The sequence below is a fragment of the Sphingobium sp. FW305-3-2-15-F-TSA7 genome, assembly GCF_058787155.1.
On sequence record NZ_JBYSZM010000016.1, the window covers coordinates 110,547 to 137,396 of the forward strand.

Genomic DNA, 26,850 nt, shown 5'->3' on the forward strand with positions numbered 1-26,850 from the left:
TAGAAACTTGACCACATCGAATGCCGGAGAAGGAGATTTTCAAGTATAATCAATAGTATAGATATGCCGCATTCATAATATTCCTCCGGCCTCGCGGCACGAGCCCATATGAACCAGAATTCGCTTCCCATCATCGAGCCGCAAGAGCCAAGCCCGATCGGCCCCCATTCGAGGCTCCCTCCATTTTGGATCAAGTTGCAATTGCGCGGTTCGGTGAGCCTGTCCATGACCGCCCAAGGAACGGGGCGTACGGGGTGTAAAAATGGCTGGGGTGTCTGAACTGGCCATTGCTACAATTCAATCCGCGCAGCACCGAATCGAGCAAATCGCCAACAATGTGACCAACATCAATACGCCTGGCTTCCGGAGCATTCGCGTATTCCAGCAGGTCGTTGACAGCAGATCCGGTATTCCAGAAGCCATTTCTTCGGCTGCCAATCCAATCAACTCTCCGGTCATGAGAGTAACTGACCGACCTTTGGATGTTGCCGTTGCAGGAAACGCATTCTTTCTGCTGAGGCAGGGAGATCGGCTCATCCCCGTCTCGTCGGCGCAATTGCATCTGGATGCCAACAAGCAGTTGGTCGATGACCACGGCCGTGTTCTGCAAGCGGCCGGTGGCGGGGATCTCGTCGTTTCGACAGGCAATCCGCAGATCCTCCAAGATGGGACCATCCTGGTTGGCGGGCAGCCCGAGGGACGCGTGGGCCTGTTCGCCATCAATTCCAACGAAGCGGCGGATATCAGGGGCCGGAATGGGCTGAGCGCCGATAGCGTGCCATCCCCATCCGATGATGCGATCGTCCGCCAGGGCATGATCATTCCTTCGGATGTCGATCTTTCAACAGAGATGACCAACCTCACCCAGGCCTCACGCATGGCTGAGACTGGAGCACGAATTTTCAAGGTCGCCGATGAGCTTCTTGGCAGCGCGACGAGCAAACTCGGAGATCTGAGATAATGAGCGGTGCGCTGGAAATTGCTGCAATCGGGATGCGCACACAACAGCGCGCGCTGGACGCGATCGCGAATAACGTATCGAATATGAATACCCCGGCATTCAAGGGGTCGGAGCTGCGCTTCTCAGAGCTCATCAGCGCGGTGGCGACACAATCGACCGACACGCGCTCATCACGGATCGATCCCGTATCGGGCGTCGAGTTGCGGCTCAGCCCATTGATTGATGCGCAGGGAAAATTGCAGTCGACTGGCGATCAGCTCGACATTGCCATTGATGGTACGGGCTTCATGGAACTCATGGGTCCGGCCGGGCAGACATTGCTCTGGCGTGGCGGCAAGCTGAAGGTTCTCGAGGACGGCATATTAGCGACCGCGGCAGGATTTCCTCTCAAGGCCAACATCTCCGTCCCTGAAGATGCCGTCGCCCTGCGTATCGATCGGGCCGGAAAGGTGATGGCAACAGTCGGTAGCACGACGGATGAAATCGAGCTGGGTACCATAAACCTGGTCAAGATCAGCGACCCTACATTGATCGAGCGACTGGCCGGCGGTGTCTATTCCGTTCAGGATGAAACCATCGTCACCGAGGGATCCGCCGGCGAGGACGGACTGGGCTATCTCGTACAAGCCTCGCTTGAACAGTCGAACGTTGATCTCAACAGGGAAATGGTCAACCTGATCGTGACACAGCGCGCCTATTCGGCCAGCGCGCAAATGCTCAAAGCTGCGGATGAACTCTACAGCATCGCTAATAATCTGCGTAGCTGAGCGATGAGCATAGCCATCCTGCTTCATGTCATGGCAGCCGCCACTCCTGCCGGTATCCCAGATGATCGGATCTGCCGGGCCATGAGCGTGACGGTGCCGGCAGGCGCAGTTCTCGATACGGAAAACACGCAACCAGTCGCCTGCTCCGATACGGCGGAGATCGGCAAAGTGGCATATGACCATCGCCTTGGGGTGGTGCGCGCTCGCCTGTCGTTGACGCAAGGCGAGCCCATTGGAAACGTCTGGCTCCCGCTCCGGCCGAAAGTGTTGCCGGGGGACAAGCTCCGGATAACAGCCCGAATAGGTGCTGCCACCGTGTCACGCGAGGTGACCGCCCTGCAATCCGCACTCGATGGTCGCCGCTTCTTCGTGGTCGATTCAGATGGTCGGGTTTTCGCTGCGCCCTCAATCGCCAAGGCAGAGGATTGAAATGACGCAAGTGCTTCCAATCATGATCGCGGCCAAGGCCCTAGACGGCCTTTCAATGCGCATGACAGCGATCGCCCAGAACCTGGCCAACGTCAATTCACCAAGGTTCCAGCCGGTAAAGGTGGATTTTGAAGGCGCGCTCAGTCGCGCGGCCGACCAGGGTCCGGAAGCGGTCAAATCCCTGGCCTTTGAGTTTGTCGCCGACAAGACCTTTGGTGTGGGCGATGATCGGAGGATCGACCTCCAGATCGCTGATGCCGCGGCCACGGCATCGAAATATATCTCGCTTGTCGACCTGATCGGGCGACGCATGGCTATTCATCAAGCCCTTACCGGAGGCAGGTGATGCCGATCGATGCGATCGGAATTGGTCGAAGCGCGCTCGATGTCGAATGGCAGCGGCTTCAGATCATCGCCCAAAATCTCGCCAATCAGAATACGTCCCGAATTGCCGGCGGTGGCGTCTACCGGCCGCTCCGGGTTATCTCCGGCCCCGCGGGTGAATTTTCGCAGATGATCGCCGCGGGCCAGCCCGTTGCTGCGCCCCAAGGAGTGCGCGTGATTTCGATCGAGGCGGACAACGCCAATGTCCGAAGGATATATGATCCCGGACATCCCGATGCCGGGGAGGATGGCTTCGTCGCCTATCCGGGCGTCGACCTGGCCGGCGAGATGACGCTGCTGAGCAAGACGGCACGAATCTACGAAAGCAATCTGACACTTATCTCTCTCGCCCAGCAGATGAACATGCGCGCACTGGAGCTCGGGAAGCGATGACAGGGATTGAGCCTCTCGCGGCGATCACATCATCGGCGACCAGCCTCACAGGCTCGACCTTGCCTTCCGCATCGGTTGCGGGAGCGAGCGGGTTCGGAGATCTCCTGGCGCGCGGTTTGCAGGACGTCGATGCAAAGATCGGGAAAGCCGACGCGCTCGTTCAATCTTTCGCCATGGGAGCCCCGATCCCGCTCCATCAAGTGACGCTGGCGCTGGAGCAAGCGCGGCTGTCCGTGGATCTTGCAATGGAAGTCCGTACCCGGCTCGTTGAAGCCTATCGCGACTTCATGAGCATGCAGGTTTAAACGTGGATGGCAAAGTCCAGCCAGGGGAGAGGCCGTCTCCGCGTGCCGAAATTTCCGCGCCCCGGACGTTCTGGTTTCTGGGCGCTTTGGTCATACTCCTGCTGATCGCCGGCTATTGGTTCTTCATCCGCAGCGATTATGTGCCGGTATTGACGGACGTTCCGCCGGAAGAAGCGGCCGAGGTGGTCAAGGTCCTCGACGCCAAGAAGATTCCCTATCGCCTGGCGGATGGCGGAACGACAATCCTTATCGAAAATGGTCAAGCCGACAAAGCCCGGCTCGAATTGATTGGTTCAGAATTGCCGATACGGGGCCAAGTCGGCTTCGAGCTGTTCAACCAATCGGATATGGGCCTGACCGAGTTTGCCCAGAAGATCAATTTCCAGCGGGCTCTCCAGGGAGAGCTTGCCCGGACGATCTTGCTTCTGGATGGAATTCGCTCGGTTCGGGTCCATCTGGGGCTTGCGGAGAACCGGCTATTCCGGGGTGAGCAATCGCCGCCAAAGGCGTCAGTCACCCTTATCCTTGCTCCTGGGGCTATTCTGACCGAGAGCCGGGTGAGCGGAATCCAGCGCCTTGTTGCGGGGGCCGTGCCAGAAATGGTGCCAGAGGCAGTCGCAGTTCTTGATGGAACCGGGAAGATCGTCAGCACCGGCACGATCGACCAAGCAGGACTGCCCGGCTCCAGCGACGCAATTCTGGAAAATTACAGACAGCGGGTGACTGCCGCCATCAAGGCAAGCCAGCCCTGGCTCCGCTTCTCTGTGAACATCAGTCTGAAGTTGCGTGAATCGTCCGCTTCTCCTGGAGCGAACGAGACGGCATCCCCCGCCATCTCGCCGAGGGGCGAACCTGACTATGTGATCAACGTTCGGGTGACGACACCAACGCAACTCGACGAGCAGGTTCGGCTCGAACTCATCAGTGTCATCAAATCGGCTGCCGAAATGGATGCCGCTTATGGCGACTCGCTGATCTTCCTCGTCGGCGAGCCAATACAACCACCACTCAATCCAAGCCCGACCACCGGCAGCGACCGAGTCGTTGCCAAGACGGCAAGTGCCGCGCCTGAACGTACACCGGGCATTCTGGCTATGCCCTGGCTGCTCGCAATCGGCGGCGGGTTGATCGCCATCTTCGTAACAGCGGTGGCGATTGTCGAACGGCGCCGGCGAGGTCGCGCGAAGGACGACGAGCTCGAGAGCTTTGCCGATCAATTACGGAATCGCCTGGTTGGCTCGGCGGAGGCGCATCATGGTGGATAGTGTCGATCCGGCACTCGCCGCGATGTTACGCCGCTTCTCGGAATTACACCCCGCCGACCGTGACCTGGTCGTGGACATGCTGGGTACGCCCGCACGTGACGAACTGCAGGCTCTTTTGATGGCAAACCGCGGCGAGCCAGCATCGCCCGCGTTGCGAGAACTGATCGCGTCCTGTCATTCACGCGTTCCTTCACCACAGTTGACGCCGCGGGCCGTTGAAGCGTTGACGGCTGCAGCTAGGGTGCCGGCGCGCGCCTCGTCCGCCGATGAAGTCATTACCGACGTCGCGGTTGCCTCGCCAAAATCGAAACATGGCTTCGGCGTTCGAGGGCATCGACCGTGACAGGCATGCTCTACAAGAAAAGCAGCGATGTGGCGCGTCTCGCCACATTGCGATTGGCTGCCACGATCGAGGAAGCGCCGCCGGCCGAGGTGGTTGTCGAACCGACGCCACCAACTCGGCAAGAACTGGAGCTCGCGAAGCTCAAGGCGGAACACGCGGAACTTCAACGACATATGGAGGAGACGCGGGCCGAACACGCCGCCGAAATCGAAAACGCATATCGTAATGCGCTTGAAGAAGCAGCGAGCCGCCATATGCGCGACGATGCACGACTGCTCGACTCGCTCGATCGAGCCCTCTCAGCCGCGGTTCACCAATTCGATTCATTCCTCTCCGGATCATGCGGTCCAGCGGCGGCGAAACTGGCTGCGGCCGGGTTTGGCAAGCTTGTCGAGCTACGGCAACAGGACGAGGATTGGCTTGCCCAGATCGTGATGCGGCGCCTCAACGCGATCGCGGCCGATGCCGCGATCACGCTGCATGTTGCACCGGACATTGGTGAAGCGGTCGAGAAGGCACTCGCGGCGGCTGGAAGAACCGATGTTGCGCTCAAACTCGACAAGTCGGTTTCCCCCGGCACCGCTCGCATCGCGCTCAAGCTCGGCGAAATCGTGATCGATCCCTCCCAGGGTGCGGCAGCGATCATGGCCGTGCTCGAAGATGTGGAGCGCGACGATGACTAGCCTCGCCCTCATCGATCGCGTCCAGGCGCTCGAGCTGTTTCCAGCAACCGGGACAATCCAACGCCTGTCTCCGGGCGAGATTGAAGCCAATGGTCCGGACGCACCGATCGGCGCCCATTGCGAGATCATCTCGTCAAGGAACGGAGCGGTCCTGTTTCGTGCGCAAGTCGCCTCGGTCGCCTCAGACACCATCAAGTTGGTCCCATTTCAGTCCGTTGCCCGAGCCCATATTGGCGACCGGGTAAGGCTTCTTTCCGATCGAGGAACGAGCCCCGTCGGCGATGCTCTGACGGGTCGCGCAATTGATGCGCTGGGACGCCCAATTGACGGCGGCGAACCATTGCTTCTCGAACGACGCGACATCGGGATGACCGGTGTTCTCGATCGGATCGCGCCGACCCGACCATTCGCAACAGGCATTCGCGCGATCGATGGACTGTTGACCATTGGTCATGGGCAGCGAATCGGTGTCTTCGCGGCAAGCGGCGTAGGCAAGACCCGGCTCATCGAGCAGATCGTCCGGCAGGTTGATTGCCAGCGGATCATTATTTGCCAGATCGGCGAGCGCGGCCGCGAGGTCGAGGCACTCTGGTCGGAGATAAAGGCTTCGGACAAGCTCAGCAACACCAGCGTTGTCGCCGCCACTTCCGACGAGAGCGCGCCCATGCGAGTGCTCTGCCTCGAACAGGCGCTCGCCATGGCCGAGTTCTGGCGCGACAGGAAGGAAGACGTGCTGCTGGTCGTCGACTCGGTCACGCGCTACGCGATGGCCTTGCGCGAGATCGGACTGATCGCGGGCGAACCGCCAATGCTGCGCGCCTATACACCGAATGTCCTGCGAGAACTTCCGCGGATTGTGGAACGATGCGGCGCCGTTCGATCGGGCGGCTCCATCACCGGCCTGTTCACGGTGCTAAGCGAAGGAGACGATGTCGACGATCCGATCGTCGAGGTCATGAAATCTCTGCTGGATGGGCATATAATATTGTCGCGAAAGCTCGCCGAAGCAGGACACTTCCCGGCGATCGACATCAACCGGAGCATTAGCCGGCTGTTCGACCGGCTTGTCGATGACCGGCATGTCGCGGCTGCCCGCGTCGTTCGCGCCAGGCTGGCCCGCTATGAGGAAGCACGGGTCCTTGTGGAAAGCGGCATGTACAAGCACGGCTCCGACCAGGCCATCGATGCCGCAATCTCGGCCAGAGGGCCGATCGCGGAGTTCCTCCGCCAATCCGATCGCCGCGGCGAGCCGTCGACCGGAACTCTGGAGCGCTTGTTGAGCTTGTCCGGAGGGGCTGGCTGATGCGAACTCGAGGCAGCCTCGAAGCACTGCACGACATCACCGCGCTGCGAACAGTGCAGGTCGACATCGCTACGCAAGCATTTCATCACGCCGATACGCTCTGGACAGACGCGCTACGTCAGCAGGTCGAGGCATGTGACGAGCGTGACGTCGCTGCGGAAAACTGGCTGACGGTGCTGCAATCCCGGTCTCTGGATCCGGGGATGGCGTCTCTATCGGGCCGGTGGCTGGTCGATCGAGAAGCAGCGCTCCGCTCGGCAAGGCTCAATGAAACCATCGCCCAGCGCAACCGGGACACGGCGGTATCCACGCTGGCCCAACGCCATGCCGAACTCGAAACAAGCAGGCGGATCGGCGAACGTGTGAAGCGCGACATCGACAAACGCAACGCGGAGGCGCACGCGCTCGAACTGGCCGACAGCTATCTGCGGAGACGATCGAGATGACTCTCCAGATCGCACTCTCCGCACTGCCATTTCTCCCGCCCGGCCAAGCCGCGCTCGCAGAAACCCCGCTCTCGCCCGAAGCGGATAATGGCTTTGCGCAACTCCTTGCTGAACGATCGATAGCCCCCGGCAACAGCGAAGCCTCATGGTTCGGCTCGACCATTGACACCTCTCCGGGCAAGTCGGTCGCGACAGTTGCTCGCACGCCGACAGATATGTTGAACACCGCACAGCGTCTTCGCGAAAACATGACAATGGCCGACAACGCGGCTTCCCATTGCTCGTTTTCGCCGATCCGACCCGTTGACGCGCAGTGGGAGCCAGCCTCGACATCGGACAATGAGAGGCCTCGCCTTGCGCCGGCCGATCAGTCGGAGATTTGGCCTATCCATGCTGACCGGCGAGTCCGAGCACCGCTCGTCGTCGATGCCCAAAAGCGTTGGTCACCCCCGGCCAGCGCCCCAAACGTGGCTTCCGGGCATCTTCCGAAAACATTCGCGCTGGCCGCCTCGATCGACCAAGCGACATCGAATGCAGACGTGCGCGAGGTGGCGGACCGCAAGGCCGCTCCGCTAGCCATCGCATTTGTCGCGGCAGGCATCTTCGAATTGCCCGCGGATGATGTGGCAGGCCTGGTCACGCTTTCGACTGTCGCAGTTTCGGGCGCTTTTCGCGGGTCGGAAGAGCTTCCGTTCGCACGGTTACCGGCCCGTCCTCTTCAGGAGACGCCGCGCGCGATATCGTCCGCGGAAGGTCTTGAAGTGCCGGCCGGGCTGCCAGGGCCACTTTGGCCCTCAAGCCGTCACATGCCGATTGTCACTCCATGGACAGCAGGCAGCAGAGCAACAACGTCTACCGTCGACGACGCACCGTCGGTTCAAAGACTGCCGCTCAACCAATTGCTGATGCCTGTTCCGAAGGGTGCGGGAGCTCTGGAGGCTGCGCCCGCCGATCCGGTCAATGCAGAGTCCCGCCGAAACACGAACGCACACACGCAGCGCACCGAATTCGTCGCATCTCTTCTTCCCGTCTGCGTCACGCTTCATGCCGTGGGCGAAGGCGTGAAGCTTACCGTCCGAATGGCATCGAACCAGAGCGGCGACGATCCGGCGGAGTTCGAGCGTATGGCGACGAAGATGCTCTCCTCGGAGGGTTTCGATCTCAAGACCGTCATCATGAACGGAAATCAGGCTCACGGCTCGCGGAGGAATCAGTGATGAGCATAATGCCTCTCATGGCGGGGCAAGCCGTGACACCGGCAGCGGCAACGCCCGACTCAACGACGAAATCGGTGACGGATGCTTTCGGCCTGAGCTTTGAAGCCCTGCTCAAGATCGTGCTCACGCAGCTGACCTATCAGGATCCGCTCAAGCCGATGGACAATTACCAGTTCGTCTCGCAGCTCGCGCAATTTTCGCAGATTCAGCAGGGCCAGAAAACCAATGACAGCCTGGACCTGCTCGTTCGCGCCCAAGCAACCTTGCAGGCAACATCGCTTCTAGGACGTCGGGTCGACATCGACGCGGGATCGACCACGCTTACCGGGAAAGTAAAAGCCATCACATTTCGGGATGGTGAAACGAAACTCACCGTGGAGACCACACAAGGTCTCACCATCAACGATCTATCGCTCACTTCAGTTGTTCAGATCAGGGAAGGAAATTGACATGCTTGGATCAATTTATGTCGGACTGAGCGGCCTGCAGGCCTATTCAAAAGGACTTCAGCAAGTCAGCAACAACGTTGCCAATCTGAATTCCCAAGGCTTCCGGTCGTCGGTGGTCACCTTTTCAAACCTGCAATCGTCACGTGAGTCCGGAGGGATTGGTTATTCCAGCGTATCCGACAATCAAAGCGGCGGCGTGGCTCTCGGCCAATCCATGCTGGATTTCACGCCCGGTCAGTTGCGACAGACCACTCGCGATCTCGATCTTGCGGTCGATGGCTCCGGATTCCTGCTCCTGATGAGAGGCAATGAGGTCCGTTACGCGCGGACCGGCAGTTTCGAGGTCAATGAGGACGGCTATGTCACTCTCCAGGGAACCGAATGGCGCCTCGCCACGCTCGATGCCTCGGGACGGGCGGTCACGCTTTCGATCGACGATGCGCGAACCAGCACACCCAAAAAGACCACGAAGATCGCGTTCGCCGACAATCTCTCGTCCACCGCAACCAGCCACAGCATCAACAATGTCAAAGTCTATAGCGAAACCGGCGAGGAGCATGTCTGGAAGATCGCGTTCAGCCGTGAGGAAACCTCGACCGACTGGAAGGTGAAGGTTACCGACGAGAAGGACAGGGTTATCGGCGAAAAGGTGCTCAGCTTCAGCGGCAGCTCACCGACAAGCGCGACCAACAAGCTTCTTTTCGCGGACGCCGATAACGGTCTGTCGATCGAGTTTGATTTTAGTGGCAAGGTCAGCTCCTATTCCTCAGGCACAGTCTCCTCCCTGCGGGCATCCTCGGTGGATGGACAAGGCACCGGCACACTCACCTCGATTGCCGTGAATGAGAAGGGTGAGTTGGAACTCGCCTATTCGAACGATCAAAAGGCCTCTTTCGGCGCGGTTGCTCTGGCGACCTTCCGCGACCCTCAGGCGCTGAGGCAGGAGGCCGGCGGCCTCTTCACCTTCGACGGCAGCACCGAAGTGCAGCTGCTTTCCAGTAGCGATCCACGTGTCGGCTCGGTGGTCTCTCGGCGGCTCGAGGCTTCGAACGTCGATCTTTCTCAGGAATTCGGCGAGCTCATCCTCATTCAGCGGGGATTCCAGGCCAGTTCCCAGATCGTCAGCGTCGCAAACGATATGATCCAGCAACTCTTCGGCATTCGCGGGCAGGGATGACATTTGGGCCCACCGCCTGGCTTCCGCCTGAACAGCCCGGAGAAATCCCGGACCTATTGAGGGATCTGGCTCGGCGTTGGCTGAACGAATGGATTGTCGAACCGACTCTCCCTGACGTCGAGGAAGTGGCTTGCGAGGGCAGGAAGTTCCGGTGGTGGGGTGGTCGGACGTTCGCAATCGGCGCTTCGGAGCAGGATCGTGTTGCGCTTGGAAGATCCGTGCTGGGCGGTGAAGGCGATAGCTCACAGGGAAGGGATCGCCAGATCCTTGAAGCAGTGGCAGTCGCCTCGCTTTCGGCGCTGGCAGAGACTATATGCCGGGCTCTCGGGAGCGACATATCCGCTGCCGAATGCACCGCTCCCTCGACAGTCGGTGGCAGCCGTACCTACCACCTCGCTTGCCCGGAGAATGGCTGGGCCATCGAGGTGATGCTCACGCCCGAAGCGGCTGTCGGTTTGCGAAGGCATCGTGCAGGGCGCCACGCAGCGCCCGAACTTGCAACGCTTGGCGCCGCTCTTGCCGATGTCGAGATCGATCTGGGTTGCCACCTCGGCGGCGCATTGCTGTCAGCGGGCCAACTGGATGATCTCGCGGTGGGCGATCTGATCGTCCTGGACGCACGGTTGAACGATTCGCTTCCCTTGACCCTGCATGGAGCAATCGCCCGGCTCGGCAAGGCGGAAATCAGCGCAAAGGGCGGAGCCCACCATCTGCGCATCACGGAGACTCCGGATATATATTTATGACGATCGCTGAAAAATTCCTCGACCAGACGGCCGCATCCGCGCGCGATGTGGTGCGGACCGCCATTGATGGCCTGCCGGTCAGGGTCGAAGCCATTTTGGGCGCAGCCAATGTAAAGGTCGGCGAACTCTCCAATCTGAAGCCTGGAGACGTGCTCCCGCTCGAAAACCTGCTTGGCGATCCGGTCTCGCTTCGCCTCAACGGAAAGACGATCGCCTATGGCGAACTCGTGTCGATGGGCGATAATTTCGCGATCCGGATCCAGGCCATCGCGCAGGAATAGCTTCGGATGCGAGCGAAGAGAGGGATTCTGGCGGTCGGTAGCATGCTCGGCATGTTGCCGGGCATTGCCTATGCACAGCGGCTGGCAGGCGGTGAAGCAGCGGATGTCTCGATTATTCGCGTGGTTGCTGCCCTTGCCGTGTGCGTCGCTGCCGCATTTGCGATCATAATATTGATCCGGAACCGCATGGCGCATGGCCGGGGACGGAGCATGCCCGGTTTTCTGAGCGGGCTTAAGCAGGGTCGGCGTCTTGCCGCCGTTGAGGTGCTGAGGATCTCGCCACAGGCTGAACTCGCTCTCGTCGATTGTGACGGGGTCGAATATCTCCTTTTTTACGGGCAATCCGGGATCGAGATTCTTTCGCGCCGCGAAGGCACCGGCGTGGATTCGCAGGGCGAGGTCGACTGAAATGGGTCGACGCCTGCCATCATTATGCGCGGTTCCCGCTCTGATGCTTGCTTTCACGCCTGAAGCGGCGCTTGCGAGCCCGTTGGCCGGCATCGGCTCGAGCGACATTGTCCGGACCGCCGTCGTCCTGACCCTTCTCGCGGTCTTGCCGACGCTCATCATCGCCATGACGAGCTTCACGCGCATCGTCATTGTCTTGTCCATGGTTCGACACGCCTTCGGCATGCCGGAGACGCCACCCAACTCCGTTCTCGTGAGCCTGGCGCTGTTCCTCACCATGTTCAGCATGAAGCCGGTCGCCGAGGAAATGCATAAACAGGCATTGCAGCCCTATCTGGCCGGGCGGGTCACGCTGGAGGCGGCGATGGACAAGGGTACCGCACCTCTGCGCCGTTTCATGCTCGCTCAAACGCGCGATGAGGATCTGGCGACAATCTATCGAGCGTCCCGCACACCGTTGCCGTCCACGCCCGATCAGGTGGAACTGGCGAAGCTTGTCCCCGCCTTCATCATCAATGAACTGCGCGTCGCATTCACGATCGGCTTCGTGATCCTGTTGCCTTTCCTGCTCATCGACCTCGTGGTTTCGGCGATCCTGCTCTCCCTGGGCATGATGATGGTACCGCCCACCACAATCTCGCTGCCCATCAAACTGCTCATGTTCGTGCTGGTCGATGGCTGGTCCCTGATCATCTTGGGGGTCCTGGGAAGTTTCCGGTGACGCGGCAGCGGCGGCTCCCAACCGGCATGGAAATTCTGGTGCGTCCGGACCGGGTCGAGGCGTCGCTTTGGAGGCGCTTCAAATCGTCAGGACACCCCCAGCTTCGCGAAAGCCTGTTCGAGCGATACCGCCGCTTTGCCCGCTCCCTGGCGAGACGCCACGCACGCCGCAGCAATATGGGGACCGATATCGTCGCCGATCTGGAACAATGCGCCTATGGCGGTCTGCTCGAAGCCATCGACCGTTACGATCCCGCCAGAGGCAAGTCGTTCCTCACATTCGCAACGGCCCGGATCGCGGGGAGCATCGTCGATAGCCTCGGCCGCCTCGACGAACAGGGCGCGCAATATCGGTTCCGCCGTAGGGCCGAGCGCGAAAGGCTCAATTCGCTCATTGGCGACGATATCAAGACTGGTCAGGAAAATGCGATAGGACAGCTGACGGACTTGATCGCCGAGCTGGCGCTTGGGCTCATCCTCGCGACGGAGGAGAGCAACGCTCCGGCGCCCTACAGCGGCAGGCCGGACAGCGGTTTCGACACTCTCGCCTGGCGGCAAACGAAGATCCTGCTGCATCAGCGCGTCGAGTCCTTGTCGGACCTGGAACGCACCGTCGTTCGGCAACATTATCAGAATGACCTGCTTTTCTCGCAGATAGCGACTATGCTCGGCCTATCGCGTGGAAGAGTGTCTCAAATACACAAAAGTGCGCTTGGAAAACTACGAAAAACGATGAGGTTCGTGCAATGACAGATCCATTCTGTGCGGAAGATGCGCTCCAGAATATCATCATGGTTGCACAAACCGATTCCAGCCGCGCGGTCGATATGATCGATCAGCTTCTGGAGGATTATCCGGCGGATGCGCGGTTGCATTTTCTAAGAGGCTCCTTGCTTGTGGAGCTCAAGCAACATTTCGAGGCGCATCGTGCGATGTCGCAGGCAATCGCGATTGCGCCGGATTTCGAGATTGCCCGATTCCAGCTCGGCTTTTTTGAACTGACATCCGGCGAGGCGGACCGCGCCATCGCAACCTGGGCGCCGTTGAAGGATCTGCCGATCCAGCATTTCCTGTGCCGGTTCGTTGTCGGACTCGAACATCTGATCGCCGACCGGTTCGAGGAATGCGCCGCCGAACTCAACGCCGGCATTGCCGCCAACACTGAAAATCTGCCGCTTAATCGCGACATGGAACTCATTGTCGCAAAGTGCGCGGAGATCCTGTCGTCAAGCGCAGAAACCGCACCAGAGGAGAGCGACGTGGTCTCCGCCACATCGTTCCTTCTCGGCAGCAAGCCGCGGTAGATATTGCAATGGCTTCGATAAATCGGGTCGATCAGGCGATCCTGTTGCTCCAGGATCGCCTGAAACGGCTTCAGGAACGCACCGGCAGCAAGCCAGCCGATCTCGGCAAGGCGCAGAAATCCGACAGACCGGACGCCCTTGCGCCGCTGCGCCGGATGACGCAGCAGGGTGGGATCAGCGACGAGGATCTGCGGCGCGCCCTCGTTCGTACGCTGCTTTCAAACGCGCTTGGCGCAGAACTGGTATCGAGCCTGGAATTCAATTCGATCGCAGATCAGGTTTTGCGCATCATGGAGAGCAATGAGATGGGCCGCGATCTGCTGTCACGGGCGTTGTTCGATCTGGAATAGGACCAGCGACCCGCTCCCTCCCCGCTCCAGAACGTGAGCGTGGTTCTCAAGAGTCAAATCGGGATGATAGGACCACGAGACGGGACACCCTCGGAAATTTTTCTAAACAGTTCACGGAACCGCCCGACACTTGATTGGGTGGGGAGAAATCCCCCGTTCATTGCGACAACGGGTGATCGAGATGGTTGCGATTTTTACGGGTGCCGGCGCCGGGTTCGACCGCGGCTCGGGTTCGGTGTTAGGAAGCGTTGGCCTTCTGGGCTCCGCGTCGCAAGGGCGTGGCAATGAGGGCATCTTCGTCAATGCAGCGAATGGCAATCTCTTGCTTGGCAAGCAGGACGAGGTTCTGATTGGCAGGGGCCCTGACGCTCTTGTCGCCCGGACTTACAACGACATTTTGACTCCCGATGAGAATGGCGATCGTTGGCGCTATGCATATGATCGACGGGTCTATGGCCTGACGGGCACCGTGAACACATTGAACAGCACGATCAAGCGGCTGTCGGCCGATGGCAGCGAGATAACCTATTATTATGATGGGAGCAGTAAATACAACGGCATCGACGGCGGAGGCGCGTACGATGTCCTCGATTGGGACGGCACGGTCTGGACCTGGACAGATGGCGACAGTCGCATCACCGAGCGATATGAATCCTACGGCACTACAAACGGCACACCGTCCTTTCGCCTGACACAGCAATCGGACACCGACGGCAATACGGTGATCTTCACCTATACCGGTGCGAACCTGACACGCGTAACGACGGCCGATGGCAGCTATATAGACTACAGCTGGGACGCGAATGGAAATATTTACCAGATTGTTACCAAATACACAGACTTACAGACCAGCGTAGCATCGACACTCACGCGAACTCGTTACGGCTACGAGACTTATATTGATGGGTCGACCACAAAATATCGCTTGAAAACCGTAACGGTTGATCTGACACCGAGCGACAATTCAGTTGCTGACAACGTCAAATACGTAACCACCTATGGTTATGATGGCTCGAACCGGATCAACCTCATTACCCAGAGCGACGGCTCGTCGATGGCCATCACCTATGATGGCTCAGGCAAGGTCTGGAAACTTGAACAAACCGCCGAATCTGGAGTCACTCGTAAGACTGAACTGAATTACTACACCGGATACACAACTATCGACGATGCCTCTGGTCAAATTACCAGGCTAGACTATGATTCTACAGGAAATCTGAAAAAAATCACCGCACCAGCTGCATATTCTGGCGCATCCCAGCAAATTACTCAATTTAATTATTATACCACAGGTAATATTTATACTGTGGTGGATCCACTTGGAAACACAACTACTTATGATGTATATGGTCCCGGAGGAATGCCAGGTCGAATTCGCGACCGGCTAGGCAATTCCGTGATACGCAACTTCAGCTTGAAGAACGAACTTTCTGGAGAGAATTTCTTTGCGTCAGACCAAGATAGCTCATCCTCAAGTCTTAGAAATAGCTACCTATACGACAGTGAGAATCATCTGCGATATGCTATAGATGCCGAAGGAAGAGTTACGGAGTATCGATACCAAAGTACCGGTGAGATGGTTTTGATGGTCGAGTACTCCGAGCATCTCTATCCTGCCGGATCGCCCCCACTCGACGAAGCCGCCATGAACAGCTGGCGTGATGCACTGCCTGATCGGTCTAGTACTAAGATTACACAATATTCTTACGATGTGCGAGGTAACCTTACCGGCCAGATTTCCTATGGCGCCGCCAATGCTGCCGGGGTTGCGTTGAGCAGCGAAGGCTATGCGGAAAAAACCTACGTTTACGATCAGGCGGGCCAGCTACTGAAGCGACAGACTGTCAACGAGGCGCAAGAGACCTTCGTTTATGACGGCATGGGCCGCCTGACGGCCGTGACCGATATTAACGGTGGCACGACCACGTTCGTGTTCAATGATACCGCAACAACCACGACCGTGACGCTGGCATCCGGCTATGTGACGACCAATACATACAACAAGGCCGGCGATCTGCTGAGCCAAACCGACAGTGGCAGCTATGTCACCGGTGGGACGACGAACAACCAGTATGACAAGCTGGGCCGGTTGCGGGTGACCACGGACGCGAGCGGCCGCAAGACCTGGTTCGTGTATGACAAGGCGGGCCGCAAGGTTGCGGACATCAAATCATATTCCACGCATGGCGAGGTCGTCGAATATCGCTACGACGCCAACAACCGCATAATCGCCACGATCCGCTACGCGACCCACCTCACGCCGTCGGAACTGACAACATTCGACAATCCGGACGCCGTATTCGACTTTTCTGCAGTCGATCCGGCAGCACACGCCGACGACATCTGGAACTGGACGGTCTACGACAAGGAAGGCCGCGTGCTGCAGGCCATCAGCGGAGACGGCAGCACGGTCGTCTATGGTTATGACGCCTCCGGCAGGCTGATCTCGACCACGAACTACGTGAACAAGCTGACATCGAGTCTGGCCACGTTCAAGACCACGCCACCGACAGCCGTGACCCTGCCGACGACGCACGCCAATGACAGTGTGACGCGCAGCTTCTACGATCGCAGCGGACGACTGATCGCAGTGCTGGACGGCGAGGGTTATCTCTCGCGCACAATCTTCGACGGTGCCGGGCAGAAGGTGAAGGAGATCGCCTATGCCAATGCGACCGGCAGCGCCGGGACGGTCAACCGCGCGACCGCGAGCCTGAACCAGCTCATCGCCAGCATCACCGTATCCGCGGCCGCGGACCGGGCCATGAACTATGTCTATGATGGACAGGGATTGCTTCGGTACACTGTCGATGGCCTCGGCCAGGTCACCGAATATGCCTATCTCGGAAGCGTCCTGTCGTCGGCAACCGGCCGTGTTCGCTCGACGGTCCGCTTTGCCGGGACGATCAGCACGAGCGACTTCACCTATGATAATGTGAAATCGCTCGTGACGCCCCTGGCGTCGAACACCGACAACCGGAAGAGCTGGGCAGTCTATGACACCAAAGGCCGGCTGATCTATTCGATCAACGCCAATGGTGCAGTCACAGGCTTCACCTATGACAATATGGGCCAGGTCACGCGCCAGGTCGAATATGCGACACTGCGGACGACGAGTAGCCTGCCCGATCAGACGACGATGGACAGCTGGCATAGCAGCAATATCAGCAACACCGCCAACCGGATCACGCGAACCTGGTACTCGGCGCGCGGCGAGGTCCGCTTCATGGTGGACGCCGAAGGTTATATCGTGCGCAACGGCTATAATGCCGCCGGCGATCTGGTCACCGTCACCGCCTGGGACAACCCGGTTGCAGCCACCGATACGACCACGATCGCCCAGGTCGAAACGCTGGCGGCCGGCGCTGGGGCAGCCAGGGCCGAATCCTTTGCCTATGACGTGCAGGGCAGGCTGTTGCTCGCCCAGGATGCCGAAGGGGTCGAGACCGCCTATGAATATTACGCGACCGGGCTGCTGAAAGCCCGATGGGTCGCTTATGGGACGGCCGACCAGTCGGCCACCACATTCGGTTATGATCTGGCCGGGCGGCTGACCAGTCAGTATGATGCATATGGCACCACCGAACAGACGCTGACCGCATATGCGTATGACGGGTTCGGCAACCTGACTTCGACCACCAACCCGCGCAACCAGACCACCACCTACACCTATGACAAGCTCGGTCAGGTGAAGACTGCAGTCGATGCTGCGGGCACGACCTCGTACGATTACAATGCGTTCGGAGAAGCCTGGAAGGTTACCGATGCGCGCAACAATGTGACCCATAGCTGGTTCGACCGGCTTGGCCGCGTCACGCACGTTCAGGATGCCCTCAATTACGTGACGACCACGAGCTATACTGTTTTCGGTGAGGTGCAGAACGTCAAAAGGTGGGCGACGGCCGTCGGCACAACCCCGGCCATCGGCACGCCGCCCAGCCCGTCGGGAACCGTGGCAACCACCGCTTTCACTTATGACAAGCAGGGCATGGTGCTGAGCAGCATCGACGCCAAGAATCAGACGGAAAGCTACGCCTACAATGCCTTCGGCGATAGAACGACCGTCACCAACAGACTGACCCTCGCCACCACCTACAGCTATGACCGCCTAGGCCGGTTGACCCGCGAAAGCTACAATGCGGCCACGGTCAATCATAATTCGGGCGGCACCATCGTCACCGGCAACCAGGTCGTCAAAACACATAGCTACGACGCATATGGCAATCGCAAGCAGATGGTGGAGGGATTTAGCACCACCGCGGGCGGCACAGTCACAGCGCTTCGGACCACCGGTTACACCTATGACCGCATGAACCGGCTGACGGAAGTCGCGCACGACAGTGTCACGGTGATCGCCGACAATATGGTCACGACATCGTCCACCATCCCCAAGGAGACCTACACCTACGACAAACGCGGTAATGTCATCAAATTCGTCGATGCGGGCGGCGCGGCAACCTTCAGCTATTATGACGATCTCAACCGCAAGACCGCCGAAATCCGCCAGTTGAGCGCAACCCAGGGCGTTTACACCAGCTACACCTACGACAATAACGGCAACATATCGTCGACCAAGGTCTATGAAACCATGGTGACTGTGCCGTCTACAGCTGGCGGGACCGCGCCGGCAGCACCGTCGGGTGTGTTTCGCGAGACCACGTTCACATATGACAATGTCGACCGCATGCTCACCAGCACGATCGTGAGCAACACCGGCAATGTCATCACCACGGGCAGCTGGAACGGCTCCAGCTATTCGACGGTGACTGGCAACCTGCAAACCCAATATCAATACGACGCCAATGGCAATGTCGTGAAGCTGACCGACGCGAACACCAACGTCGTCTGGAGCTGGTACGACAAGCTGAATCGCAAGACCCATCAGCTCGATGCCGAAGGTTATCTCACGAAATGGGACTATGACGCCGAAGGCAATGTTCTCGTCGAGACCCGGTACGCGACACAATTCGCGGGTTCACCCAGCCTGTCCACTCCACCCACGGTCAGCACCAACGGTGACGATCGGATCACGACCTATGTTTACGATCTGAACGGCAATCGCGTCAGCGAAACCCGCTCGAACGTCACCGCTTGGACCGTCAACGCTTCGACCGGCGCGGTGACTGCGGCGGGAACCAGTGCACTGATCGAATATACTTATAATGCATTGAATCAGGTGATCACGAAAAAGATCGCTGGAACGCTAATTGCCACTTATAATTACCATAATTCCGGACGGCTGGAGAACGAGCAGCGCGCCGCCTATTCGGACGCCAACGGCACGACCGCCACGCCAACCACCATATATGAATATGACGCGATCGGTGACCTGACACGGCAAACCCAATCGGGCAACTCCGGCACATATTCAGCGGCGGATCGGGTGACCAATTATCGCTATGGCGAGGGCGGCCGCCTGATCTCGACGACCGACGCCGAAGGCAATCTCCACAGCTATTTCTACGATGCGGTGGGCCGGCTGAAGAAGGACGGCTATACGCGCATCGTCAACGCCAGCACGGCGTCGAACTCCGCCACGACGACCACCGTCACAGAGGCGGTCACCACCACCTATGACGTCGCCGGCCGCGCCACCAAGAAAGGCGTCTACAGCACCATCGGCGGGACCTTCAAACTCGTCGATTATATGAGCTTCCAGTATAACGTCTTCGATCAGGTCACCCAGCAGGGCCAGGGCAGCAATTCGTCGTCCGACATCAACAGCGGGTCGGCGCTGTATCAGGTGACGAACGTTTATGACGCCGCTGGCAATCTCGTTGCCAGCAACGCGGGCGACGGCATCTGGGATTTCTACAGCTACGACAAGGTCGGCAACCAGACCGGTGTCATCACCTCGGCGGGCGCCAGCTATACCGGCACCAACTTCGCAACCGCCTTGGGTGTGGTCAGCGGCGACGATGTGAACGGCACCTGGACCGTCTATGATAAGCGCGGCCTTGCAACGCAGGTGGTCGAGGAGGGACGCAAGCGTTCGTCAGCGACCAGCGAAACGCTGACCACCAACCGGGCCTATAATGCGTTCGGGGAAAAGTCGAGCGAGACCGACGCGCTGAGCAGTACCATCACCTACACCTATAACACGATGGGCCGGATGATCCGCTCCGAAAGCCCCGCGGTCCGCATCAAGGACGAAACTGGCGCCGAATATTGGGTGAAACCTTCTGAGGATTATTATTACGATCTCGGTGGACGCCTGATCGCCACGCGCGACGCGAACGGCACCTACGCGAAAACCGGGAGCACCTCGGGCGCCGCAACGAGCAAGGCTGCCAATAGCGGCAATTTGGTCAGCTACAACCTGCTGGCGGGCACCGGCTATGATGGCAGTCAGTCGCTGATCTCCACCGAGTTCCATAGCGACGGCGGCAAGAAGCAGACACTCTACGATCGCATGGGCGACGCGCGCGTGCTGCTCAGTGAGTTGTTCAGATCGGGGGCACCCACGCTTGCTTATGCCGAGCAGTCCTTCAATCGGCTGGGCCAGCTCATCCAGTTGAAACATGCGCGGCGGACGGCCGTCACCGACGACAGCACCCGGCTGGTCGACAACTATGTCTATGACCAGTTCGGCCAGCGCATCCAGCATACCACCAATGCATATGGCGGCTCGGTCATCGAGAAGACCGCCTATGACGCCACCGGTCGGATCACCAGCCAGACCGATATGGAAAACCATGTCACCAACATCGCCTATGGCTGGGATGGAACACTGGCGACCGGTGGTCTTCTGACCTACGGTGGATGGGCAGAAACCAGGACTTTTTCGGACTCGACGCTGCAATCCACGGTCAAGAGCGATATCTACGGCCGCGAAGTGTACAAGACCGACCTTGGCGGCCATGTGTTCGCCACAGCTTACAACAACGCCGGACTTGCAGCCAGCATCACCGAAAACCCACTTGGTGCTCCAACCACCCAGACCTGGCAATGGTATAATACCGGCCTGCTGAAGCAGTCGGTCGGTCTCGCCGGCACAGCCGACTATACCTATGATAAAGTTGGCAACCGGCTGACCGACGTGCTGGTAAGCGGCGGATGGACGGTCAAGAATGCGACGGCCACTTACGACGCACTCGGCCGGCTGGAGACATATGGCCAGGCAGCAACCTCGTACGTCAATGGTGGAACGACCTATTCCAACTCGGCCATTTCCAATCGGTATTTCTATGACGCAGTAGGCAATATCCGCCAGACGATCAGCACCTATGGCACGCTGGACGGGGCCGGTGCCGTCGAGTTTACGATTACTGACGAGACATTCTGGTATCGCTACGACAGCATGAACAGGTTGGTCGTCGACAGGGGCACATTGTCGGGTACGGCGGGCGCGGGCGGAACCACGATCATCCGCAACAACAATCGGCCGGCGTCTCAGAGCATCGAATATGATGAAGCGGGCAATCGCAAGGCGGTAATGCACACCATTTTCGTGGCAGGGACCATGGTGGACGACGGCTTCGGCGGCTCCTATTATTCCCCCGGCTATCTGCAGGAGCAGCGCGAAAATTATCGATATAGCGGAGACGGGCTGCTGACCGGAATCGCCATGACATATGGCGATCCCGCATATGAGGTAGAAACTTCTCCCAATGTTTGGCAGCTTCCTTCTACGGTCCCGGCCGCGGCGACGACGGGCGGCACGGACATCTCGGTCTTCGCCTATGATTTGATGGGGCGTCAGACCAGCCAGACGGATTACGGTGCAAGTCCATATGCATTCAGCCGAACCGCGACCTACAACAAGATCGGGCAGTTGCTCACCGAATCGACGTCGACGATCAAGACCGACGGCAAGACCTATGGGACGACGTCCAATTACAGCTATGTGAATGGGTCACAATATCTTCTGGGTGCGATCTATCAGGTGACGGGCACGAGCTCGATCACCGGGACGACCACGAAGAACACGCTGACCACGAACAGCTATGCCTGGTATGACAGCGCGGTGCAGGATACGATCGACGCGGTCGCTGATACGTCCACGCCCAGCAAGATCGGGCGATCGAAATTCTACTACAACGTGTTCGGGCAGCTGAACTCGGTGAACGTCGATGTCGATATCAGTGCCGGTGCCAATGCGCGCGATCGTAACATCTATTTCAAGAATGACGTCGACGGGCAGATTCTGCGCCGTGACGAAGTGGATGGCGATCTGATCGGAACCGATAGTGGAGATCCACACGAAATCTGGTATCGCTTCAACGGTCGGGAGTTGGGCTTTGTCAGCAATGACGGCACCGACAATCTCGCTGCCGACAAAGCGATCGCCGACCGCCGCGTCCTTACCGACACCGGCGCTTTCCGCAACGGGCAGATATACAGAAGCATCACCTCCGATACGAACGGCGGCTCCTATGAGGCGCTGAACTCTTATAATCAGGGCTCGATGGCGGGCGGCTATGTGGTTCAGGCGTCCGGCGAGACCTTGCGCGCCGCAGCCATGAACCTCTGGGGCGACGCCTCGCTCTGGTACAAGCTGGCCGAGGCAAACGGACTGCAGGCGGACGCCGTGCTGATCGAGGGACAGCGGCTCAGCGTGCCTGCCGGCGTGGTCCGCTCATCGTACAACGCCAGCACGTTCAAGCCCTACGATGCGAACGATGCGATCGGCAATGTATCGCCCACCAGCCCGAAGCCGAAGAAACCCAACAAGTGTGGGACTTTCGGACAGGTCTTGCTTATGGCCATCGCGGTCGCCGTGACGATTATCGCCCTTCCTACTGGGGCAAGCCCGACAATATTGCAGGGCGCGCTTGCAGGCCTTGCAGGCGGCGCGGCATCGCAGACCGTTGGAGTCGCGACAGGCATTCAAAGCAAGTTCGACTTCAAGGGCATTGCACTCTCGGCTCTCAGCGGCGCCGTTACCGCAGGCCTTGGACCTGGCGGTGGGATTTTCAAAGGGAGCAATGGTCTTTTTGGGGCTACTGACGCCGCGGGGAAATTCACAGCAGGCGTGTCAGGCATACAGAGCGCAACGGTGAGCGCAGCAGCTCAAAGCGTTACAGCAAGCGTGATAACCCAGGGCATCGGCGTTGCGACCGGATTGCAGAGCAAGTTCAGTTGGACTGGGGTGGCCGCAGCGGGCGTCGGCGCTGCAGTTGGCACCGGCATCTCGCGCGGATTGGCGAGCAAGAATGGCCTGTTCGGCGTCAAAGCTGGCTTGAGCAGCTTTGGGAATAGGCTCGCAAGCAATACCGCATCGGCGATGGCAAACGCGGCGACACGCTCTGCGCTCTCTGGTGGAAGTTTCGGCGACAACCTGATGCGTGCGTTGCCCGATGCTATCGGGCAAACCATCGGTCATCAATTCGGCGAAGCTCTCTCAGTGGAGCGCCGTGCCGGCCAGACGGATAGCGACAGGCGTCCTAGGCTTTTGAGTGATGAGCTCGCCGATCGGGGGATACCAAAATATGTGCAGGAGCAAGCCTGGAAGGCCGAGTTTAATTCGGATCCCGGGGCAAACTTCAGCCTCCGGAAACCTGCGCCAACCCATCGTCCACGTTATGGCAGTTGGTACGACTTTGACAACAGCGGGGGACTGAGCTGGGGCGATGTTGGAGGAGGCTTCAGCGCCCTCGTTCAGGCCGCCACCGGGCGATCGTCGAACGAGATTTTGACGGATTTCAGCGATACGATTACGGTGATTGGATCAAAAATATCTGAGAGAATACAGAATACCTACAATAACATTGCGTCAGGCCAATTTATACGTGATTGGAGCGCGTCTTACGAACGGAGTGAAAACTTCGATAGAATGGCAGCCGCTCAAATGAGTGGAAGATATAATGACGTTAAAATTTACGCCGCGCGAGAATCTCAATTCAACGCTGCAACGAGGCAATCCGTTGATAACCTTGCTAATACTGCGAGGTTGGCGGCCTCCGGAGACGTTGCCGCTCTGACAGATCTATCCTATTCGGCAGCTGAGCTATATGTCGCTGGAAAGGTGACCGGCAAGGTCTTTAGCTCTGATCGCGTGCTCACAATGCGCATGAACGGCGCGGAGCGTAACTTCCCCCTCGGCTTCGAAAACAAAGGCCAGTTCCATGATGCACTCTCCGAACTGAGGGATCTGACGAAGCAATTGGGAATTGATGATGCTCGCATCGGCGTTCGCGGTAGCTCGGTTGTTGGCTTCAGCGATAAAAAAGGGACTGTGTTCAACGACACAAGCGATATTGACTTTTTCGTTGTCAGCGACAAATTCGTCGGCGACGGTAGAATCTCAGGCAGCACCCCCGGCATGCTACACCCTGACAAAGTGGAAAAGATGCATTCGGCGATAAAATCTTGGAACGAAAGATGGACAAATAACGTCGGCTACAAGGTGAAAGTGGCGGGATTTAAGTCAGGATTTCTTCCATCTACTCCTCTGATTTTGGTACATTGACATGGCAACAGCAGATCTATTGCTTAATTACAAATATGCAAATGGACTTGACGCATTTCGGCAGTCTTTTGAAAATTTTACAGGCATGCAGGCTTTTGGCGAGAGATTCAGCAGCAATTACGTTGATGGCCACTATTTCTCGGGAATTTTTGGCGGCGTGACTATAGATTTAGCGATATCAGATGATACTGAACACCAAGATCTCGCTTACTATATTCATATGGATGCACCCGACATGAGAGATGAAGAATTGCGTGCATTTGCGGATGAAGTTGTACGAAACTCACTACTTCCCAATGGTTTCAGCGGCGCCTTTTTTGTAAATTTCGGCTTGCCCAGAGAAGAAAGAATTGATTACTAATCCGTATTACCTGTTTTGCAAGTGAGGCCCACAAAGACTCTTTAATACTATGGCGGAATTTACAAAATATACATATTTCGACCCGCTCGACGATTGGACCACCTAGGTCGTAAACCTATAAAGGAATTACGGTGACAGGTGTGGAGTGAGATTACGGTGCCAGTTTGCATTACGGTGCCAGTTTACTAAATACACCAATTGTGACATGCTATGCGCATGGTCCGCCTGCCCCGCCTCGTCCTGCCGGGACTTCCCCACCACGTGACCCAGCGCGGCAATCGCCGGGCGCAGACTTTCTTCGAAGATGGCGACTATGGGCTCTGTCAAACGAATTGCACCTGCCATTAACGGCAACCGCCTAGCGTGGCTTGATGCCCCGTCCAAGCAAGCCGCAGAGCCCGTTCCGCTACTTCAATTCATCGCCCGACGTGATCCGCCTCGTGGTCATGATGTACGTTCGCTTTCCCCTATCGCTCAGGAATGTGGAAGACCTGCTGTTTGAGCGCGGGATAGACATTTGCCACGAAACGGTGAGGTTGTGGTGGAACCGCTTCGGTCCAATGTTCGCCGGCGATATCCGGCGTCAGCGCGTGAACCGGATGCGCGGCTTCAAGCACTGGCGATGGCACCTCGACGAGATGTATGTGAAGCTCAATGGTGAGATGGTCTACCTCTGGCGCGCGGTTGATCATGAGGGCGAGATCCTCGAGAGCTATGTCACGAAAACCCGCGACAAGGCTGCTGCGCTGACGTTCATGAAGAAGACGCTGAAGCGCCACGGATCGCCTGAGGCGATCACCACTGACGGCCTTCGCAGCTATGGCGCGGCGATGACCGAACTCGGCAATCGCGAGAAGCAGGAGGTTGGACGCTGGGCAAACAACCGATGCGAGAACAGCCACCTGTCGTTTCGAAGACGCGAGCGTGCCATGCTCAGATTCCGACGGATGAAGTCGTTACAGAAATTCGCCTCTGTCCACGCCAACGTACACAATCACTTTGCACTGGAGCGCCATCTCGTCGACCGACAGACCTACAAGGAACGCCGCTCAGCCGCCCTGGCTGAGTGGCAAATCCTGGCGTCCTAGGCTGCCAGCCTCAAAGACAGAGGCCCGCCAAGTGGAGAGCGGTTCGCGTTAGACTGACAGCACCGAACGGGGTATTGATCTGTGCCACGAGACGGTTCGGTTCTGGTGGAACAGGTTCGGCCCGATGTTTGTCGGCGAGATCCGTCGGCAACGTGTGAGCCGGATGCGGGGTCTTGTCAGACCTGTGTGGCATGGGGCGCTGGCTGTCGCTACCGGAACTGAATGACACGCAAATCCCGGGCGAAACCGCCCAGCCCTTTTCGCGGCTTCAGTTCATCACCCGAGGTGATCCGGCTGGTTGTCCTCATGTATGTGCGCTTCCCACTCTCGCTACGGAACGTCGAGGATTTGCTGTTCGAGCGGGGCATTGATCTGTGCCACGAGACCGTTCGGTTCTGGTGGAACCGATTTGGGCCGCTGTTTGCCGGCGATATCCGTCGCCAGCGCGTGAGCCGAATGCGTGGTTTCCGGCACTGGTGGTGGCATCTCGATGAAATGTACGTCAAGATCAACGGCGAGATGATGTATCTCTGGCGGGCCGTCGATCACGAAGGCGAAATCCTGGAAAGCTATGTCACGAAAGCCCGAGACAAAGCTGCCGCGCTCGCGTTCATGAAAAAGGCGCTCAAGCGCCACGGAACACCGGCGGCGATTACCACCGATGGCTTGCGATCATATGGCGCAGCGATGGACCAGCTTGGCAATCGCCAAAAGCAGCAGATCGGCCGACACGCCAACAATCGCGTTGAAAACAGCCATTTACCTCTGCGCAGACGCGAGCGAGCCATGCTGAGATTCCGAAGGATGAAATCGCTGCAGAAATTCGCCTCGGTCCACGCCAACGTGCATAATCATTTCAACCTGGAGCGCCATCTCGTCGATCGGCAAACGTACAAAGAGCGCCGCTCAGCCGCATTGGCTGAGTGGCAAATCCTTGCGAGCTAGACCGCCAGCTTCAAAGACCGCAAAATGCCCGGTGGAGAGCGGTTCGCACAGGACTGATGCGGTGGATGGCCCCTGTGTCCGACGATGGTGAGTCGTATTGTGGGCTGTTGTCGA

At 58.4% G+C, this 26,850-nt stretch carries 25 protein-coding genes; all 25 read left to right on the top strand.

Annotated features, from left to right (window positions below; translation table 11 throughout):
• Nucleotides 1-262: 262 nt before the first annotated feature.
• The 25 genes from AC3WN8_RS14665 (at nt 263) to AC3WN8_RS14785 (ending at nt 26,736) form a co-directional block, all read left to right on the top strand.
• A complete protein-coding gene (locus tag AC3WN8_RS14665) occupies nt 263-961 on the top strand; it encodes a flagellar basal body rod C-terminal domain-containing protein (protein WP_492670182.1) in 699 nt (232 codons plus the stop codon).
• Nucleotides 961-1,728 (top strand): flagellar hook-basal body protein, encoded by a 768-nt coding sequence (locus AC3WN8_RS14670; RefSeq protein ID WP_492670183.1) that lies wholly within the window; start codon nt 961-963, stop codon nt 1,726-1,728. Before AC3WN8_RS14665 ends, AC3WN8_RS14670 begins: the two co-directional genes overlap by 1 nt.
• Before the next feature lie 3 nt (nt 1,729-1,731).
• Nucleotides 1,732-2,157, top strand: a complete 426-nt coding sequence (locus AC3WN8_RS14675) for a hypothetical protein (RefSeq protein WP_492670184.1) — start codon at nt 1,732-1,734, stop codon at nt 2,155-2,157.
• A gap of 1 nt (nt 2,158) precedes the next feature.
• The gene (locus AC3WN8_RS14680) at nt 2,159-2,503 is read left to right on the top strand and encodes a flagellar basal body rod protein FlgB (RefSeq protein ID WP_492670185.1); all 345 of its coding nucleotides are present in this window, start codon (nt 2,159-2,161) and stop codon (nt 2,501-2,503) included.
• Nucleotides 2,503-2,934, top strand: a complete 432-nt coding sequence (gene flgC / locus AC3WN8_RS14685) for a flagellar basal body rod protein FlgC (RefSeq protein WP_492670186.1) — start codon at nt 2,503-2,505, stop codon at nt 2,932-2,934. Before AC3WN8_RS14680 ends, flgC begins: the two co-directional genes overlap by 1 nt.
• Nucleotides 2,931-3,239, top strand: coding sequence for a flagellar hook-basal body complex protein FliE (gene fliE / locus AC3WN8_RS14690; RefSeq protein WP_492670187.1), 309 nt, complete (start codon nt 2,931-2,933; stop codon nt 3,237-3,239). The genes flgC and fliE overlap by 4 nt, the downstream gene beginning before the upstream one ends.
• Before the next feature lie 2 nt (nt 3,240-3,241).
• A complete protein-coding gene (fliF, locus tag AC3WN8_RS14695) occupies nt 3,242-4,504 on the top strand; it encodes a flagellar basal-body MS-ring/collar protein FliF (protein WP_492670188.1) in 1,263 nt (420 codons plus the stop codon).
• Nucleotides 4,494-4,847: a hypothetical protein gene (locus tag AC3WN8_RS14700; protein WP_492670189.1), complete on the top strand. Its 354-nt coding sequence runs from the start codon at nt 4,494-4,496 to the stop codon at nt 4,845-4,847. Before fliF ends, AC3WN8_RS14700 begins: the two co-directional genes overlap by 11 nt.
• Entirely contained in the window at nt 4,844-5,530 is a 687-nt protein-coding gene (locus AC3WN8_RS14705; RefSeq protein WP_492670190.1) for a hypothetical protein, read from the top strand. Before AC3WN8_RS14700 ends, AC3WN8_RS14705 begins: the two co-directional genes overlap by 4 nt.
• On the top strand, nt 5,523-6,833 hold the full coding sequence (locus AC3WN8_RS14710; RefSeq protein ID WP_492670191.1) for a FliI/YscN family ATPase: 1,311 nt from the start codon (nt 5,523-5,525) through the stop codon (nt 6,831-6,833). The genes AC3WN8_RS14705 and AC3WN8_RS14710 overlap by 8 nt, the downstream gene beginning before the upstream one ends.
• Nucleotides 6,833-7,279, top strand: coding sequence for a hypothetical protein (locus AC3WN8_RS14715; protein WP_492670192.1), 447 nt, complete (start codon nt 6,833-6,835; stop codon nt 7,277-7,279). The genes AC3WN8_RS14710 and AC3WN8_RS14715 overlap by 1 nt, the downstream gene beginning before the upstream one ends.
• Nucleotides 7,276-8,496 (top strand): hypothetical protein, encoded by a 1,221-nt coding sequence (locus AC3WN8_RS14720; RefSeq protein ID WP_492670193.1) that lies wholly within the window; start codon nt 7,276-7,278, stop codon nt 8,494-8,496. The genes AC3WN8_RS14715 and AC3WN8_RS14720 overlap by 4 nt, the downstream gene beginning before the upstream one ends.
• Complete coding sequence (locus tag AC3WN8_RS14725) at nt 8,496-8,945, top strand: flagellar hook assembly protein FlgD (protein ID WP_492670194.1); 450 nt, start codon at nt 8,496-8,498, stop codon at nt 8,943-8,945. The genes AC3WN8_RS14720 and AC3WN8_RS14725 overlap by 1 nt, the downstream gene beginning before the upstream one ends.
• A gap of 1 nt (nt 8,946) precedes the next feature.
• Nucleotides 8,947-10,122, top strand: a complete 1,176-nt coding sequence (locus AC3WN8_RS14730) for a flagellar hook-basal body complex protein (RefSeq protein ID WP_492670195.1) — start codon at nt 8,947-8,949, stop codon at nt 10,120-10,122.
• 218 nt (nt 10,123-10,340) lie between these two features.
• The gene (locus tag AC3WN8_RS14735; RefSeq protein ID WP_492670196.1) at nt 10,341-10,868 is read left to right on the top strand and encodes a FliM/FliN family flagellar motor switch protein; all 528 of its coding nucleotides are present in this window, start codon (nt 10,341-10,343) and stop codon (nt 10,866-10,868) included.
• Nucleotides 10,865-11,149 carry a FliM/FliN family flagellar motor switch protein gene (locus tag AC3WN8_RS14740; protein ID WP_492670197.1) on the top strand — a complete coding sequence of 95 codons (285 nt, stop codon included), beginning with the start codon at nt 10,865-10,867 and terminating at the stop codon, nt 11,147-11,149. The genes AC3WN8_RS14735 and AC3WN8_RS14740 overlap by 4 nt, the downstream gene beginning before the upstream one ends.
• A 42-nt stretch (nt 11,150-11,191) precedes the next feature.
• Nucleotides 11,192-11,557, top strand: a complete 366-nt coding sequence (locus tag AC3WN8_RS14745) for a hypothetical protein (RefSeq protein WP_492670198.1) — start codon at nt 11,192-11,194, stop codon at nt 11,555-11,557.
• A gap of 43 nt (nt 11,558-11,600) precedes the next feature.
• Nucleotides 11,601-12,278 (top strand): flagellar type III secretion system pore protein FliP, encoded by a 678-nt coding sequence (fliP, locus tag AC3WN8_RS14750; RefSeq protein WP_492670199.1) that lies wholly within the window; start codon nt 11,601-11,603, stop codon nt 12,276-12,278.
• A complete protein-coding gene (locus AC3WN8_RS14755) occupies nt 12,275-13,027 on the top strand; it encodes a sigma-70 family RNA polymerase sigma factor (protein ID WP_492670200.1) in 753 nt (250 codons plus the stop codon). The genes fliP and AC3WN8_RS14755 overlap by 4 nt, the downstream gene beginning before the upstream one ends.
• A gap of 77 nt (nt 13,028-13,104) precedes the next feature.
• Nucleotides 13,105-13,581, top strand: a complete 477-nt coding sequence (locus AC3WN8_RS14760) for a tetratricopeptide repeat protein (RefSeq protein WP_492670201.1) — start codon at nt 13,105-13,107, stop codon at nt 13,579-13,581.
• An 8-nt stretch (nt 13,582-13,589) separates the two neighbouring features.
• Nucleotides 13,590-13,931, top strand: coding sequence for a hypothetical protein (locus tag AC3WN8_RS14765; protein WP_492670202.1), 342 nt, complete (start codon nt 13,590-13,592; stop codon nt 13,929-13,931).
• A gap of 181 nt (nt 13,932-14,112) precedes the next feature.
• Entirely contained in the window at nt 14,113-24,342 is a 10,230-nt protein-coding gene (locus AC3WN8_RS14770) for a hypothetical protein (RefSeq protein WP_492670211.1), read from the top strand.
• A gap of 1 nt (nt 24,343) precedes the next feature.
• Entirely contained in the window at nt 24,344-24,703 is a 360-nt protein-coding gene (locus AC3WN8_RS14775; protein ID WP_492670203.1) for a hypothetical protein, read from the top strand.
• 371 nt (nt 24,704-25,074) lie between these two features.
• On the top strand, nt 25,075-25,791 hold the full coding sequence (locus AC3WN8_RS14780) for an IS6 family transposase (protein ID WP_492670204.1): 717 nt from the start codon (nt 25,075-25,077) through the stop codon (nt 25,789-25,791).
• A gap of 222 nt (nt 25,792-26,013) precedes the next feature.
• Complete coding sequence (locus tag AC3WN8_RS14785; RefSeq protein ID WP_492670205.1) at nt 26,014-26,736, top strand: IS6 family transposase; 723 nt, start codon at nt 26,014-26,016, stop codon at nt 26,734-26,736.
• The last annotated feature ends 114 nt before the right edge of the window (nt 26,737-26,850 follow it).

Bases quoted from the DNA above. Each gene is read 5' to 3' on its own strand.
- AC3WN8_RS14760 (WP_492670201.1), top strand. From the start codon at position 13,105: ATGATCGATCAGCTTCTGGAGGATTATCCGGCGGATGCGCGGTTGCAT.
- AC3WN8_RS14770 (WP_492670211.1), top strand. From the start codon at position 14,113: ATGGTTGCGATTTTTACGGGTGCCGGCGCCGGGTTCGACCGCGGCTCG.
- AC3WN8_RS14720 (WP_492670193.1), top strand. From the start codon at position 7,276: ATGACTCTCCAGATCGCACTCTCCGCACTGCCATTTCTCCCGCCCGGC.
- AC3WN8_RS14670 (WP_492670183.1), top strand. From the start codon at position 961: ATGAGCGGTGCGCTGGAAATTGCTGCAATCGGGATGCGCACACAACAG.
- AC3WN8_RS14780 (WP_492670204.1), top strand. From the start codon at position 25,075: ATGCCCCGTCCAAGCAAGCCGCAGAGCCCGTTCCGCTACTTCAATTCA.
- AC3WN8_RS14785 (WP_492670205.1), top strand. From the start codon at position 26,014: ATGACACGCAAATCCCGGGCGAAACCGCCCAGCCCTTTTCGCGGCTTC.
- AC3WN8_RS14730 (WP_492670195.1), top strand. From the start codon at position 8,947: ATGCTTGGATCAATTTATGTCGGACTGAGCGGCCTGCAGGCCTATTCA.
- AC3WN8_RS14710 (WP_492670191.1), top strand. From the start codon at position 5,523: ATGACTAGCCTCGCCCTCATCGATCGCGTCCAGGCGCTCGAGCTGTTT.
- AC3WN8_RS14765 (WP_492670202.1), top strand. From the start codon at position 13,590: ATGGCTTCGATAAATCGGGTCGATCAGGCGATCCTGTTGCTCCAGGAT.
- AC3WN8_RS14715 (WP_492670192.1), top strand. From the start codon at position 6,833: ATGCGAACTCGAGGCAGCCTCGAAGCACTGCACGACATCACCGCGCTG.
- AC3WN8_RS14725 (WP_492670194.1), top strand. From the start codon at position 8,496: ATGAGCATAATGCCTCTCATGGCGGGGCAAGCCGTGACACCGGCAGCG.
- AC3WN8_RS14665 (WP_492670182.1), top strand. From the start codon at position 263: ATGGCTGGGGTGTCTGAACTGGCCATTGCTACAATTCAATCCGCGCAG.
- fliP (WP_492670199.1), top strand. From the start codon at position 11,601: ATGCTTGCTTTCACGCCTGAAGCGGCGCTTGCGAGCCCGTTGGCCGGC.
- AC3WN8_RS14700 (WP_492670189.1), top strand. From the start codon at position 4,494: ATGGTGGATAGTGTCGATCCGGCACTCGCCGCGATGTTACGCCGCTTC.
- AC3WN8_RS14675 (WP_492670184.1), top strand. From the start codon at position 1,732: ATGAGCATAGCCATCCTGCTTCATGTCATGGCAGCCGCCACTCCTGCC.
- AC3WN8_RS14740 (WP_492670197.1), top strand. From the start codon at position 10,865: ATGACGATCGCTGAAAAATTCCTCGACCAGACGGCCGCATCCGCGCGC.
- flgC (WP_492670186.1), top strand. From the start codon at position 2,503: ATGCCGATCGATGCGATCGGAATTGGTCGAAGCGCGCTCGATGTCGAA.
- AC3WN8_RS14680 (WP_492670185.1), top strand. From the start codon at position 2,159: ATGACGCAAGTGCTTCCAATCATGATCGCGGCCAAGGCCCTAGACGGC.
- fliE (WP_492670187.1), top strand. From the start codon at position 2,931: ATGACAGGGATTGAGCCTCTCGCGGCGATCACATCATCGGCGACCAGC.
- AC3WN8_RS14745 (WP_492670198.1), top strand. From the start codon at position 11,192: ATGCTCGGCATGTTGCCGGGCATTGCCTATGCACAGCGGCTGGCAGGC.
- AC3WN8_RS14775 (WP_492670203.1), top strand. From the start codon at position 24,344: ATGGCAACAGCAGATCTATTGCTTAATTACAAATATGCAAATGGACTT.